Origin of the sequence: Streptomyces sp. NPDC049837, assembly GCF_040674455.1 — a bacterium.
GTDB lineage: Bacteria > Actinomycetota > Actinomycetes > Streptomycetales > Streptomycetaceae > Streptomyces.
Genome location: NZ_JBFAMP010000008.1, coordinates 120,607 through 133,379, shown reverse-complemented (window position 1 = coordinate 133,379; position 12,773 = coordinate 120,607). Strand labels below are relative to the sequence as shown.

General features: G+C 72.6%; 14 protein-coding genes and 1 pseudogene. 8 read left to right on the top strand and 7 right to left on the bottom strand.

Annotated features, from left to right (window positions below; translation table 11 throughout):
* Nucleotides 1-15 precede the first annotated feature (15 nt).
* The 4 genes from AB0J57_RS22450 to AB0J57_RS22435 all read left to right on the top strand — a co-directional run bounded on the left by AB0J57_RS22450 (nt 16) and on the right by AB0J57_RS22435 (nt 1,781).
* Nucleotides 16-405, top strand: coding sequence for a phage holin family protein (locus AB0J57_RS22450; RefSeq protein ID WP_366130048.1), 390 nt, complete (start codon nt 16-18; stop codon nt 403-405).
* The gene (locus tag AB0J57_RS22445; RefSeq protein WP_366130047.1) at nt 402-659 is read left to right on the top strand and encodes a DUF3618 domain-containing protein; all 258 of its coding nucleotides are present in this window, start codon (nt 402-404) and stop codon (nt 657-659) included. The genes AB0J57_RS22450 and AB0J57_RS22445 overlap by 4 nt, the downstream gene beginning before the upstream one ends.
* 9 nt (nt 660-668) lie before the next feature.
* Nucleotides 669-953 carry a DUF4235 domain-containing protein gene (locus AB0J57_RS22440; RefSeq protein ID WP_366130046.1) on the top strand — a complete coding sequence of 95 codons (285 nt, stop codon included), beginning with the start codon at nt 669-671 and terminating at the stop codon, nt 951-953.
* 111 nt (nt 954-1,064) lie between these two features.
* Entirely contained in the window at nt 1,065-1,781 is a 717-nt protein-coding gene (locus AB0J57_RS22435; protein WP_366130045.1) for an antibiotic biosynthesis monooxygenase, read from the top strand.
* 5 nt (nt 1,782-1,786) lie between these two features.
* Here AB0J57_RS22435 and AB0J57_RS22430 read toward each other — a convergent pair whose 3' ends face one another.
* On the bottom strand, nt 1,787-3,634 hold the full coding sequence (locus AB0J57_RS22430) for an endonuclease/exonuclease/phosphatase family protein (protein ID WP_366130044.1): 1,848 nt from the start codon (nt 3,632-3,634) through the stop codon (nt 1,787-1,789).
* A gap of 195 nt (nt 3,635-3,829) precedes the next feature.
* Here AB0J57_RS22430 and AB0J57_RS22425 point away from each other — a divergent pair, with 195 nt between their 5' ends.
* The gene (locus AB0J57_RS22425; RefSeq protein ID WP_366130043.1) at nt 3,830-5,293 is read left to right on the top strand and encodes a hypothetical protein; all 1,464 of its coding nucleotides are present in this window, start codon (nt 3,830-3,832) and stop codon (nt 5,291-5,293) included.
* Nucleotides 5,294-5,654: 361 nt separating this feature from the next.
* On the opposite strand, the gene AB0J57_RS22420 is transcribed toward AB0J57_RS22425, so the two are convergent.
* The 3 genes from AB0J57_RS22420 to AB0J57_RS22410 form a co-directional block, all read right to left on the bottom strand.
* Nucleotides 5,655-6,431, bottom strand: coding sequence for an SDR family oxidoreductase (locus AB0J57_RS22420; RefSeq protein ID WP_366130042.1), 777 nt, complete (start codon nt 6,429-6,431; stop codon nt 5,655-5,657).
* Between the two features lie 5 nt (nt 6,432-6,436).
* Complete coding sequence (locus AB0J57_RS22415) at nt 6,437-7,651, bottom strand: TerD family protein (RefSeq protein ID WP_366130041.1); 1,215 nt, start codon at nt 7,649-7,651, stop codon at nt 6,437-6,439.
* Nucleotides 7,652-7,712: 61 nt separating this feature from the next.
* On the bottom strand, nt 7,713-8,522 hold the full coding sequence (locus AB0J57_RS22410) for an NAD(P)-dependent oxidoreductase (protein ID WP_366130040.1): 810 nt from the start codon (nt 8,520-8,522) through the stop codon (nt 7,713-7,715).
* Nucleotides 8,523-8,767: 245 nt separating this feature from the next.
* Between AB0J57_RS22410 and AB0J57_RS22405 the strand changes: the two genes are divergently transcribed.
* Together AB0J57_RS22405 and AB0J57_RS22400 are read left to right on the top strand one after the other, a co-directional pair.
* Entirely contained in the window at nt 8,768-9,697 is a 930-nt protein-coding gene (locus AB0J57_RS22405; protein WP_366130039.1) for a 5-dehydro-4-deoxyglucarate dehydratase, read from the top strand.
* Nucleotides 9,694-10,875: a hypothetical protein gene (locus AB0J57_RS22400; protein WP_366130038.1), complete on the top strand. Its 1,182-nt coding sequence runs from the start codon at nt 9,694-9,696 to the stop codon at nt 10,873-10,875. The genes AB0J57_RS22405 and AB0J57_RS22400 overlap by 4 nt, the downstream gene beginning before the upstream one ends.
* A 1-nt stretch (nt 10,876) precedes the next feature.
* Here the strand turns inward: AB0J57_RS22400 and AB0J57_RS22395 are convergent.
* The 3 genes and pseudogenes from AB0J57_RS22395 to AB0J57_RS22385 all read right to left on the bottom strand — a co-directional run.
* Nucleotides 10,877-11,101: pseudogene (locus tag AB0J57_RS22395) on the bottom strand (MFS transporter); the annotation flags it as partial.
* Between the two features lie 22 nt (nt 11,102-11,123).
* A complete protein-coding gene (locus tag AB0J57_RS22390) occupies nt 11,124-11,576 on the bottom strand; it encodes a hypothetical protein (RefSeq protein WP_366130037.1) in 453 nt (150 codons plus the stop codon).
* 29 nt (nt 11,577-11,605) lie between these two features.
* Nucleotides 11,606-11,932, bottom strand: a complete 327-nt coding sequence (locus AB0J57_RS22385; protein WP_366130035.1) for a ribbon-helix-helix protein, CopG family — start codon at nt 11,930-11,932, stop codon at nt 11,606-11,608.
* 193 nt (nt 11,933-12,125) lie between these two features.
* On the opposite strand from AB0J57_RS22385, the gene AB0J57_RS22380 reads away from it, so the two are divergent.
* Nucleotides 12,126-12,773, top strand: coding sequence for a GntR family transcriptional regulator (locus AB0J57_RS22380; protein WP_366130034.1), 648 nt, complete (start codon nt 12,126-12,128; stop codon nt 12,771-12,773).

Genomic DNA, 12,773 nt, shown 5'->3' with positions numbered 1-12,773 from the left:
TGGGAGGCGATCCGCGTGGCCGGAGAACCGTCGGTCGGCGAGCTGGTGAAGCAGGCGTCGGAACAGCTCTCCGACCTGGTGAAGACCGAGATGCGCACCGCGCAGGCCGAGATGATGCAGAAGGGCAAACGCGCGGGCAAGGGCGGCGGGATGCTGGGCGCCGCGGCAGCGGTCGGCTATGTCGGGCTCATCGGCGTGTGGGCCAGCGTGGCCGCGGCGCTGGCGATACCGCTCGACGTGTGGCTGGCCGTCCTCATCGCGACCGCACTGTTCCTGGCGCTGGCCGGTGTGCTCGCCCTGCTGGGCCGCACACAGCTCAAGCGCGCGGTGCCGCCCAAACCGGAGCGGGCCATCGACGGTGTGCGTTCGGACGTCCACGAGATCAAGGAGAGGGTCCACCGATGACACGGGACACCCACCGGAGCCCGGGACCTGACGAACTCCGCCTCCAGGCGGCACGCAAACGGCAGGAACTGGGCGAGACCATCGACCAGTTGATGGCCAAGACGGACGTGAAGGCGCGCGCCGCCCACCTGGTGCACGACAAGACCCCGGAACCGGTGCGCGAACATCCGCGCCGGCTCCTCGCGGCGGTCGCCGTGGTCGTGGTCGCGGGCGTCGTGTTCTGGCAGCTCCGGCGCACCGGGAAGTGGGGGTGAGCGCGGGAAATGGGAAAGCAGCCGAAGAAGAAGCGCAAGCAGAAGCTGCTCTACCGGCCCGTCGGCATCCTCCTCGGCATGGCGAGCGGTGCCGTGGCGAGCGCACTGTTCTCCCGCGCGTGGGCGGCGATCGGGAGCGGTGACGCCCCGGACGCCATGGACGAGGAACGGCAGTGGAAGGAGATCCTGCTGGCCGCCGCCCTGGAGGGCGCGATCTTCGCGGTGGTCAAGGCCGCGGTGGACCGCTCCGGCGCGGTGGGGGTCCGGCGCCTGACGGGTACCTGGCCGGGCTGACGGACGCCATGTCCGCAGCGCCTTGACCTCAACCGCACTTCACTTCCGAGCATGGTCATGCGAGCCGCGCCACACGGGTGGCGCGGCGTCCCATCCCCGAGAGGACACGACATGACCGTGATCAGCCGGCCTCACGCCCGCCCGGACCTGCACCGCCCCGGCGTCGGCGTCGTCAAGGTCAGTACTTGGCGCGTCGGTACGCCGGAGCGGCAGCGGGCCGCCGTCGACGCCATCGAGGCGACGTGGCGGAAGCGGGACTGGCCGGACGTGGGGCTGCTCTCGTACAGCGTCCACATCGGCGAGGACGGGGACACGCTCCTGCACTACTCGCAGTGGACGGACGAGGAGGCCTACCAGGAGTTCTCCCGGACTCACCGGGACGGCAGGAACGCGGAGATCGACGCCGCCGTGCCCGGTATCGAACGGGTCGGGCTGTACTCCTACGAGCGCTACCGCAGCGGTGCGCTGAACCCCGACGACACCCGCGTACCCGGCTGCGTGGTGATCGTGGACGTCGAGTTCGACGGTCCGGACGCCGACCGCCAACGCGACTGGGTGGACGGGGTGTTCGAGGCGCTGGAGACCGACCCGAACCCGCATCCGGGCGGGATCTCCGGGCACTTCCACGTCAGCCTCGACGGAACCCGCGTGCTCAACTACGCCGAGTGGGAGAGCGCCGAGGCCCACAAGGAGGCGCTGGCCGCGCCCGGCGACGGGGTGGGGTCGGCCACGCCGCAGTGGACGCGGGTGCGCGCCTACCCGGGCGTGGTGCGCAACGGTGTGAAGCGGTACACGCCCGCGCTGAGCCTCAGCGCGGGCGTGTCCTGAACGAGTTACGGGCGGAAGCGCAGCACCTGCGGGTCGTGGTCGCTGTTCTGCTCGGCGAACTCGGCGTTGATGTGCACACTGTCGTACTCGAAGTGGCGGATCGACGGGCTGGTCAGGATCTGGTCCAGCACCTGGCTGTTGCCCTGGAACACGTACGAGTAGCGCTCGCTGCGCGGCAGCGACGTGATGGCCGCGTGCAGCGCGCCGCCGTCCGTCAGCGCCTTCGTCGTCTCGGAGAACTCGAAGTCGTTGATGTCGCCGAGCACGACGACGTCGGCGGTGCGCTGGACGTCGAGGATGTCCTTGACGAAGGTGTTGACGGCCTTGGCCTGCTGGAGACGCTTGACCTCGGAGGAACGGTTCGGCGGCTGGCGGTGCGAGACCAGCGACTCGTCGCCGCCCTTCGAGCCGAAGTGGTTGGCGATCACGAAGACCGTACGGCCCCGGAAGGTGAACTCGCCCGCCAGCGGCTTGCGGCTGTTGTCCCACGCCGTGTTCGCCGGGTCGATCCGGCCGGGGGAGTGGGTCAGGGCCGCCCGCCCCTTCTCCCGTACGACACCGGTCGCCGTCGCCGCGTCGCCGCCCGCGCGGTCCGTGAACGACACGCGCTCGGGGTTGAAGAGGAAGACCTGGCGGATGTTGCCGCCCGGCTCGCCGCCGTCCTTGTTGTTGACGGGGTCGATGCTGCGCCACTCGTACGCCGGGCCGCCGGCCGCGGCGATCGCGTCCGTGAACTTCTTCAGCGTCTGGTCGGCGGCGACCGTACCGTCGTTCTTGGCGCCGTTGTTGTCCTGGATCTCCTCCAGGGCGACGATGTCGGGCGACGCCAGGTTCTCCACGACCGCCTTCGCGAGCGCGTCGAACTTCTCCTGCGGGTCGGACGGGTCGAGGTTCTCGACGTTGTACGTCGCCACCGCGAGCTCGCTGCGGTGCTGCTGCTCGGTCGTCTCCCGCTCCAGGCCCCGGTCGGCCACCGTGCCCAGGGTGCGGGCCGTGAGGGCGTAGCCGCCGAACTGGTTGAAGTCCAGCGGGCCCTCGGTCGTGCCGGTCAGCCAGTCGCCCACGTTCGCCTTCGGGAACGGCTGCTGCGCGATCGGCGTCAGCGACTGGACCTGGAGGCGGCCGGTGTTCTGCGAGGTGTACGAGCCGTAGACGGTGCCGCCGCGCCGGTTGTCGTTCTCGTGCGGCTTCACCGTCACCCACAGCTCGTGGTGCGGGCTCGTCGCGCCGACGACCCGGGAAGAGCCGATGCGGACGTTCGTGCCCTCCAGGGACTCGTAGTAGTCAAGGGCGTACGTACCGGGCTGGAGGGTCCGGCCGTTGATGGACCCGCCGGCCGCCGGGTCGCCCTCGGGCGCGTACGCGGCGGGGACGGAACGGGCCGTGATGGTGGTCGGCGCGGGGAGCGGGTTGCCGGAGGAGGTGACGGTGACGGTGGGCTTGGTGATCTGGGTGAGCGACTGGTTCCCGGAGGACGTGCCGCCCGGGACGTACTCGGTGACCGTGCCGGAGACGGTGACCGCGTCGCCGACGGCGACGGTCGGGGCGGAGCCGGTGTAGACGAAGACGCCCTCGCTGGTGGCCGGGTTGTCGTCGGCCCGCGAGTCCTGGAGCCAGAAGCCGCGCGAGCCGTAGGTGCGGACACCGGTGACGATGCCGGGGACGGCGGTGACCTGCTTCCCGGCAAGCGGGGATATCCGGGTGGTGCCCTGGATGTCGTGGATGCGTATCGCGTCGGCCGGGTCGGCGGCGGTGGCCGATCCGGCGGCGATGAGGCCGGCGGCGAGGGCGGTGGCGACGACGGCCGAGACGGCGGCGGTTCGCGGCGCGGATCTCGGGAGGGAGGAAGACATCACAGGACTCCGGTGGTCGTGGGAGGTACTGAGCGGTAGCTCTACGCGCGTCAATCTCTTGGCTGGGGCCTGTACTTGTCAAGGGTTCGCGGGTGGCCGGATCTTGACCGGTACATGAACGGCTGGGTGGGTGCGTGAATGCGTCTACGCTGGGGGCCGCCCGATCCCCACGTACGTCCCGAGGAGAGACCGCTGATGTCGTCGGATCGCCCCACCCTGCCGCCGGTGCGGCTGCCCTCGGACGCGGAGCTCGCGCGGGACGCGCTCGTCGCCCCGCTGCTGGCCCGGGCCGTCCGGCTCGCCCGCTGGGCAGGGCCCGAGACCAGGGTCGGCGCCGGCGGCGAGCTCGTCGAGGAGCAACTGCCGGCCGCCGCCGAGGCGCTCGGGCTCACCCCGGACGACGACGGCGCGGCGTACGCCAGCGAGGCGTGGCGCGTCGCCGTCGACACCGGGCTCGTGGTGGTCGACGACCCGCAGGAGGACGAACAGGGCGGCGACGGCGGTGCCGTCGAGGCGGGCGGGCAGCTCGCGCTGGTCACCGGCGGGGCGCCCCAGGACGTCCTGGCGCTGTGGCTGGACGCCCTGGAGACGGCGCTCGCCGACGCGACCGCGCCGCTGCTCGACGACCTCGCGGACGCCTTCGGCGAGGACGGCGACCTCGACCTGGACTCGCTGGACTGGGACCCGCAGCGCGAGGCCGAGTTCCTCGACGGCGTCCTCGCCAACCTGTACCTCCTGACCGTCACGGAGGGCGGCGCCGGGGACGCGCCGGTGCCGCTGCCGGCGCTCGCCGCGTCGATGATCGTGCCCGACGACATGGGCGAACCGACCGACGACATCCTGGAACAGGTGTCGGAGGCCATGATGCGGCTGGACGACCAGTTCCGGGTGCTGGAGCCGGTCGGGCTCGTCGAGTACCAGCCGGTCGACGAGGCGCTGATGGCGGAGGAGGACGAGGAGCCGCCCGCGCCGGTAGGTGACGACGAGGACGTGTCGCGGTACGGGATGGTGAAGCTGACCCCGCTCGGGCTGTACGGCGTCCGCGCCCGGATGCTGGAGGCCGGCATGGACGCGCCGGCCGTCGGCGACCTGGCGGACAAGGGCGCGGACGTGCTGCTCGACGGGGTGGCCCACTACCCGGAGGCGTCGGCGCGGGCGGAGACGCAGGCGTGGCTGGCCCGCCGCGACCCGCTGCCCGCGGCGCGCGAGCTGCTCGCAGCGGCGAAGGGCGCGGACGCCGGCTCGCCCCTGCGCCGGCTCCGCTGCCAGCAGGCCCTGTCCCTGGTGGGCGCGGAGGCGGAAGAGGCGGTACGGGAGGTCCTGGGCGACTCCGAACTCGGTGGCCTCGCGCGGGTCTGGCTCGCGGAGCGGGGAGCGGCGGACGTGCCGCCGCCTCCGGAGCCGATGATCTTCTGGCTGGCCATCGACACGATCGCCGCCCAGCTCGACGCGGCGGGCGGCGGCGACCTGGACGAACTCCAGGAACTCGTCGAGGGGCTGACCAGCCAGCACAGCGGCTTCTTCGACGCCGCCTGGCGGGTGGAGCACCCGGCCACACCGGAAGTCCTGGAGGCCATGGGCCGCCTGCACCGCGACAAGCGGGTGGCCAAGGAAGCCCGCAAAGCCGCGTTCAAGGCCCGCTCGCGGGCGGGCGGCTGACGGGGGGCGACTCGGGCGTGAGCCCCGGGCTCCCGTGGCGGGGCGGTGCCTTTGGGTGCGGGCCGGTGGGGCGCCCCTCCCGCTTGGCCCGTTGTGGGCAGTCGTTCCGCAGGGCGATGGGGGTCCCCCTGCTCGAGCGAAGCCGAGAGCTTGGGGGAGGGTGGGCACAACGGACAGGGGCGGTGCCTGTTCCCGGTTCGCCCGGGGGCGGTGCCCCTTGCGCGGTGACCCCGGGTGCGGGTCTGTGGGGCGGGCGGCCACCCCGGTGGGTGGGGGCCGGGGCCCCTCCGGGCTCGCCTCCTCGACGGGGGCGACCCTGCACGGCCCCGCCCGGCCGGACGCCGGGTGCGGACCGTGGGGGTCAAGTCCGGAGGTGCGACGCTCCGTTGAGGTCCAGGATCGTGCCCGAGGACCATTCGGCCGCCGGGGAGGCGAGCCAGAGCACCGCCGCCGCGATCTCCTCGGGCGCGGCCACCCGCCCGAAGGGGCTCTGGGCGCGGATCGCGTCGCCTTCCGGGCCGGTCAGGCGGGGCGCGACGCGTTCCGTGGCGAAGAAGCCGGGCGCGACCGAGGCGACGGCGATGCCGTACGGCGCCAGGGAGACCGCCAGGGACTGGCCCAGGGCGTGGACGGCCGCTTTGGTGGCGCCGTAGGCGGGGTGGTCCGGTTCGCCCCGGAAGGCGCCCCGGGAGCCGATGTTGACGATGCGTCCGCCCGTGCCCTGGTCGATCATGCGGCGCGCGGCCAGGTGGCTGAGGTTCGCGGTGGCGAGGAGGTTGACGGCGACGTGCTGCTGCCAGGCGGTCACCCACTCCTCGTACGGCGTCTCGGGCAGCGGGTGACGGGTGTTCACCGCCGCGTTGTTGACGAGGACGTCCAGGCCGCCGAGCGCGGAGGCGGCGGCGTCCGCGACGCGGGCCGCCTCCACGGGGTCGGTGAGGTCCCCGCCCGTCAGGACGTGGCCCGTGCCCGGTAGGGAGCCGAGGGTCGTACGGGCCTCGTCGGCGCGCGACGAGTAGTGCACCGCGACCCGGTCGCCGTTCGCGGCGAAGGCCTGGGCGACCGCGCGGCCGAGGCCCCGGGAGGCACCGCTGACGAGGACACGGCGGCCGGTGCCGGGGAGGGTACGGGTGGCCACGTCGCCTACAGGGCCTGGGCGGCCGGCTTGACCATGCCGCGTACGGTCCGCGACTTCACGAACTCGCCCATGGCGGTCATCTCCCACTCACCCGAGAACTGCTTGATCAGCTTGGCCATCATGACGCCGGTCTGCGGCTCGGCCGAGGTGAGGTCGAAGCGCACCAGCTCCTCGCCGGTCGCCGCGTCCATCAGCCGGCAGTACGCCTTGGCGACTTCGGTGAACTTCTGGCCGGAGAAGGAGTTGACCGTGAAGACCAGGCCCGTGGCGTCGGCGGGGAGCCGGCCGAGGTCGACCACGATCACCTCGTCGTCGCCCGCGCCCTCGCCGGTGAGGTTGTCGCCGGAGTGCTTGATGGCGCCGTTGAGGATGCTCAGCTTGCCGAAGTAGCAACTGTCGAGGTGGTTGCGCTGGGGGCCGTACGCGATGACGGAGGCGTCCAGGTCGATGTCCTTGCCCCGGAACGCGGGCTCCCAGCCGAGGCCCATCTTGACCTGGGAGAGCAGCGGGCGGCCGCCCTTGACGAGGGAGACGGTCTGGTTCTTCTGGAGGTTGACCCGGCCCTTGTCGAGGTTGATCTTCCCGGCGCCGGGCGCCGGAGCGGCGGGCGGAGCCGGGGGCGCGGGCGGGGTGGCCCGGGTCACCGGCGGGGGCGCCTGGGCGGGGGCGGGGGCGGGGGCGGGCGTGGGCGCGGGCGCGGGGGCGGCCTGTGCCGGCTCCTCGTCGACCGAGACGCCGAAGTCGGTGGCGATGCCGGCCAGCCCGTTGGCGTACCCCTGGCCGACGGCGCGCGCCTTCCAGGCGCCGCCCCGGAGGTAGACCTCGACCACGACCAGCGCGGTCTCCGTGCCGAGCTGCGGCGGGGTGAAGGTGGCGAGCACGCTGCCGTCGTCGGCGTTGCGGATGGTCGCGGTGGGTTCGACGCCCTGGAACGTCTGCCCGGGGGCGTCCGGGCTCGCCGTGACGACGATCTTCTCGATGCCGGGCGGGACGGCGGCCGTGTCCACGATGATCGCGTCGGGTGCCGTGCCACCGCCGGACCGGTAGGTCACGCCCGGTCCGGACGGCTGGTTGTAGAAGATGAAGTCGTCGTCGGAGCGCACCTTGCCGTCGGCGGTGAGCAGCAGGCCCGATACGTCGAGGCGCACGGGCGCGGCGACGTCCACCGCCACGCGGGTGACGGGAAGGGGGATGTTCGAGCCGGGGGTCATAGCTGTCATGCCGGGGTAACGAGCGAGGCCGCTTTGCCGTTCCCTTACCTTGGGCCACTCCGGTTACGCGTCAGTGCGGCCACTGGGGCGGGTTCGTACAGAAGTGGCCGCCCAGGTGGGCGTGGTCGGGGTTGGCGTCGTCCAGTTCGCCGTGCTCGGCGATGAGCTTCTCCGCGTACTGCTCGGAGTCGTCCTGCGGCTCGTAGCCGAGCGCCCGGGCCGTCGAGAGGTCCCACCACAGGCGGGTATTGGCGGACGAGCCGTGGACGACGGTGTGCTTGACGTCCTCGGCGGTGAGGGCGGCGTGGAAGAGGCGGGCGCAGTCGCCGGGGCTCATCCAGACCGAGAGCATCCGTACGGAGGTGGGCTCCATGAAGCAGGAGCCGATCCGTACGGAGACGGTTTCGATGCCGTGCAGGTCCCAGTAGAGCTGGGCCAGGTCCTCGCCGAAGCACTTCGACAGGCCGTAGTACGTGTCGGGGCGGTGCGGGGTGCCGACCGGGATGAGGGGGTCCCCCTCGCGCGGGCGCGCGGTGAAGCCGATGGCGTGGTTGCTGGACGCGAAGATGATCCGGCCCACACCTTCGTCGCGGGCGGCTTCGTAGAGGTTGTACGTGCCTTCGATGTTGGCGCGCAGGATCTTGTCGAAGGACGCCTCCAGGGAGATGCCCGCCAGGTGGATGACGGCGTCGACACCCCGGACGGCCTCGCGCAGCGCGTCCTTGTCGGCGAGGTCGGCGGTGATGGCGGCCGGTTCGCCCTCGATGGGGGTGACGTCGAAGAGACGCAGCTCGTATCCGTACGCCGGCAGCAGCCCCCGCATCAGGGTGCCGAGGCCGCCGGCGGCTCCGGTGAGCAGGAGCGTGCGGGGAGCGGGCATGGGCGGATCTCCTTGGTAGGGCGGCATGCTTACGTACATGAGCGGCATTCACATGTGTGGACACGCTAGAGAGCGGCTCCGAACACCGTCAAGTGTGGCGGTGAGCGGTCAACTCCGCCCCTGAGTTGCGGATTTCCGGCAATCCGCCGCCTTGACCGGCCCAAAGCGGCGGGTCTAGCGTGGCGTTGTTCAGAAACGTGGACGCTGATCATAATTGTGTACGATGCCTTGTTCAGGGAGCGCCCGTGACCTCAGCCCCGCTCGCCGGCCGACTCGACGGCCTGCTCTTCTTCCCCGTCACCGCGTACGGAACCGACGGCGCGCTCGACCTCGACGCGTTCCGCGCGCACGTGCGCGCCGGGGTCGAGGCCGGCGCCGGCGCGGTCTTCGCCTGCTGCGGCACGGGTGAGTTCCACGCCCTCACGCCCGAGGAGTACCGCGCCTGCGTGGCCGCCGCCGTCGAGGAGACCGCCGGACGGGTACCGGTCGTGGCCGGCGCCGGATACGGCACGGCCCTCGCGATCCGGTACGCCGAGCTCGCCGAGGAGGCCGGCGCCGACGGGCTGCTCGCCATGCCGCCCTACCTCGTCGTCGCCGGCCAGGAAGGACTGCTGCGCCACTACACCGCTCTGGCCGGGGCCACCGGCCTCGACGTCATCGTCTACCAGCGCGACAACGCCGTGCTCACCCCGGAGACGGTGGTGGAACTGGCCCGGGTCGACGGCGTCATCGGGCTCAAGGACGGGCACGGCGACCTGGACCTGATGCAGCGCATCGTCAGCGCCGTACGCGCCGAAGGGCTGGACCTGCTGTACTTCAACGGCCTGCCCACCGCCGAACTCACCGGCCTCGCCTACCGGGGCATCGGCGTCACGCTCTACTCCTCCGCCGTCTTCTGCTTCGCCCCCGACATCGCCCTCGCCTTCCACCGGGCGCTGAACAGCGGCGACGACGAGACGGTCAACCGGCTCATCGACGGCTTCTACCGGCCCCTGGTCGAACTGCGCGCCAAGGGGCGGGGATACGCCGTCTCGCTGGTCAAGGCGGGCGTACGGCTGGGCGGTCTGGACGTCGGCGAGGTCCGGCCGCCGCTCAGCGAGCCCGCGCCCGCCCACGTCAAGGAGCTCGCCGAGATCATCGAGCGCGGCCGCGCCCTGCTGGGGGACCGGCGGTGAGGGCCTCCGCCTTCGTCTACCCCTGGGACGTCATCGGCGACCCGGACGCCGCCGCGCGGCTCGTGGACCTCGGGGTCCAGCAGGTCACCCTCGCCTCCGCGTACCACTCCACCCGCGCCCTGACGCCACGGCACCCGGCCCACCGCCTGGTCACCGCCGAGTACGCCGCCGTCCTCTACCCGCCGGACCGCTCCCGCTGGGCTCGGCACCGACTGCGGCCGCATCCGGCGGGGGACTGGGCGCCCGGCGACGCGTACGGGGAGGCCGCCGGGGCACTGGAGGCCGCGGGGCTGGACGTCCACAGTTGGGTGGTCCTCGCGCACAACTCCCGCCTCGGCGCCGAACACCCCGAAACCTCCGTCGTCAACGCCTACGGCGACCGCTACCCGTGGGCGCCCTGCGTCGCGCGACCCGCCGTGCGGGACCACCTCGTCGAGCTGGCCGCCGAGGCGGCCGTACGGCCAGGGGCGCGCGGCACCGAACTGGAGTCGTGCGGCTGGTACGGGATGGCCCACCTGCACGCCCACGACAAGATCGCGGGTGTCGCCCTCGGGGATGCCGCGCAGTACCTGATGTCCCTGTGCTTCTGCGCCGCCTGCCACGCCGGTTACGAGGAACAGGGCCTGGACTCGGACCAACTGGCCGCCGCCGTGCGCCGCGCCCTGGACCCGGTCTGGGCCTCGGGAGGGTCACCCGACGCGGGGTGGCCCGCCGTCGAGCGACTGCTGGGCGCCGGCCTCGCCTCGGCCACCCTCGCCTGGCGCACCCAGGCCGCCCGCACCCTCCAGGAGGCGGCCGTCGCCGCGGTACGGGCCGCCGCGCACCCGGCCTTTCAGGTCCTGCTGCACGCCGACCCCGCGCCGTACCGCACGGGCGCCAACGCCGGCGTGGACCCCGCGCACATCCTGACCGTCGCGGACGGCGTCGTCCTGCCCTGCACGGGCGGCGGCGCGGAGACGGTGCTGCCGCCGTTCGCCGCCCACGCGCGCGTGGACACCGTCCTGGCGGCCAACTTCACGGTGGTGACCGGCATGGGAGGGTCCCCGTCCACCCTCGCCGCAGACGCGGCCCACGCCCGGAAGCTGGGCGCCACCGAACTGCGCCTCTACCACGCGGGCCTGGCCTCCGACCCCGACCTGGCCGCCGCCAGGGCCGCCCTGGCCCGCCTGGCCGCCTGAGCAGCGCCACGGCCACCACCAGGCCGGCCGCCGCCAGCAGCGGCAGCAGGACACGCACGTCCACGACGGCGACCAGGGCGGCCCCCAGCGCCAGGGCCAGTGCGTTCGGGACGAACAGGAGGGTGTTGGCCGTGGCGGCGGTGCGGCCCAGGACCGCGTCCGGGGCCCGGTGCTGCACCGCCGTCAGCGCGCCGACCAGCACGCACGGCAGGCCCACGCCGATGAGCCCCGCGCGGGCCGATCGCGGCTCACACCGGGACGACGTGCACGTCCGCCGGGTTCAGCACCGCCAGGTACGCTGCAATGTCGTCCGGGTCGCTGGTGAAGATCACCGCGCTGCCGTGCTTGGTCGCGGCCAGTGCGACCCAGGCGTCGACCGCGTCGGGCCGCTTCTTCGGCGGCAGCGCCGCTTCACCCAGCGCCGTGCCCACCCGCCGCCAATCCGTGACGTCCGGGCCGGTCGCGCAGGCGACGCACTCCGGCAGCCCGGCGCTCGTCGCCCGCATCGGTGTGGCAGAACTCCGTGCCTGGGGCACCGAACAGTCCTTCAGCACCGCGGACAGCGCGTGCACGAGCGCAGGCTGGGGCCGCCACACCTGTGCGAGGACCGGTCCGAGCACCAAGGCGCGATGCGGGGTCGCTTTCAGGCCGACGTGCATCTGGACCGCCTTGGCCTTGCGATCCGCGAGTGCGATCAGCATCCCTGTGTCATAGACCGGGACGCGTGCGCTCACGCCGCTCGTCCAGGACGCGTGCCGGTCTGCTCGGCCCCGTAGACCAGACCCAGGGCCTCGTCGACTTCGAGCCGCTCGGAGTCGGTCAGGTCGTCCCTCGTGATCTCCGGTTCACGCGGCAGTGCTGCGGCCTCATCCTCGGCCGCCGCGATGAGCGAATCGACCCCGGCGAACTGTTCCTCTATGGCCTCGGTCTCGGCCATCTGCCGCGTCGCGGCATGCACCAGATACGCCGAGAGGTCCATGCCCGCGCGCTCGGCGTGTCGCCTGATGCGCGCCGCCTGCTCCTGATCAAGGCTGATGCTGATCCTGGTCTTGGCCATGACGTGAGTGTATGACGCGTAATACGGGCGGATCAACCTTGCGGACGGTGCCCCGGCGAGCCGGACCGACACAAGGTCCACGGGTTTTGTCAGAAGCGTTGACGAATACCTGCCACCGCCCTACCTTCATCGCGTCGTACTTCGTACGTCATATATGAGACGCGATACGCGAGATATGAGAGCAGCCGCCCCTATGGCCTTCGCCGCCGCCCCCAGTCCCATCCCCTCCCGCACCCAGTACGTCCTGGAGGCGATCAAGCACGCGATCCTCACCGGGCAGTTGCCCCCCGGAAAGCCCCTGGTGGAGACGGAACTGGCGGCCCGGTACGGGGTGTCCAAGACGCCTGTACGGGAAGCCCTCAAGACCCTCGCCGGGACCGGGCTCGTCGTCATGAGCCAGTACAAGGGCGCCACCGTCCGCACCGTCGACGCCGCCATGGCGCGCGAGGTCTACGACGTGCGGCTGCTGCTCGAACCCGAGGCGCTGCGCCGCACCGTCACCCGCCGCGCCTCCCTCGACGCCGCCCATCAGGCGCTCGCCGACGCCGACGCGGCCGCCGACCGGGCCGAACGGTCCCTCGCCAACCGCGAGTTCCACCGCGCCCTGTACCTGCCGTGCGGCAACCCGCTGCTCGCCAGGATGCTCGACGAGGTGCGCGACCAGGCCGCGCTGGTGTCGACCGTCGCCTGGAGCGCCCAGCCCTCCTGGCGGCAGGAGGCCGACGAGCACCGGGAGATCCTGAGCCTGGCGCGGGCCGGGGACGCCGAGGGCGCCGCCCGTGCCCTGCGCGTGCACATCGCCTCGTTCGTCGAGCGCGCCTTCCCGGAGGACGCCCAGTGA

What these genes read in the sequence shown, in the direction of transcription:
- AB0J57_RS22425 (WP_366130043.1), top strand. Translation starts at nt 3,830, where the DNA reads ATGTCGTCGGATCGCCCCACCCTGCCGCCGGTGCGGCTGCCCTCGGAC.
- AB0J57_RS22430 (WP_366130044.1), bottom strand. Translation starts at nt 3,634, where the DNA reads ATGTCTTCCTCCCTCCCGAGATCCGCGCCGCGAACCGCCGCCGTCTCG.
- AB0J57_RS22410 (WP_366130040.1), bottom strand. Translation starts at nt 8,522, where the DNA reads ATGCCCGCTCCCCGCACGCTCCTGCTCACCGGAGCCGCCGGCGGCCTC.
- AB0J57_RS22440 (WP_366130046.1), top strand. Translation starts at nt 669, where the DNA reads ATGGGAAAGCAGCCGAAGAAGAAGCGCAAGCAGAAGCTGCTCTACCGG.
- AB0J57_RS22390 (WP_366130037.1), bottom strand. Translation starts at nt 11,576, where the DNA reads ATGCTGATCGCACTCGCGGATCGCAAGGCCAAGGCGGTCCAGATGCAC.
- AB0J57_RS22380 (WP_366130034.1), top strand. Translation starts at nt 12,126, where the DNA reads ATGGCCTTCGCCGCCGCCCCCAGTCCCATCCCCTCCCGCACCCAGTAC.
- AB0J57_RS22445 (WP_366130047.1), top strand. Translation starts at nt 402, where the DNA reads ATGACACGGGACACCCACCGGAGCCCGGGACCTGACGAACTCCGCCTC.
- AB0J57_RS22385 (WP_366130035.1), bottom strand. Translation starts at nt 11,932, where the DNA reads ATGGCCAAGACCAGGATCAGCATCAGCCTTGATCAGGAGCAGGCGGCG.
- AB0J57_RS22415 (WP_366130041.1), bottom strand. Translation starts at nt 7,651, where the DNA reads ATGACAGCTATGACCCCCGGCTCGAACATCCCCCTTCCCGTCACCCGC.
- AB0J57_RS22435 (WP_366130045.1), top strand. Translation starts at nt 1,065, where the DNA reads ATGACCGTGATCAGCCGGCCTCACGCCCGCCCGGACCTGCACCGCCCC.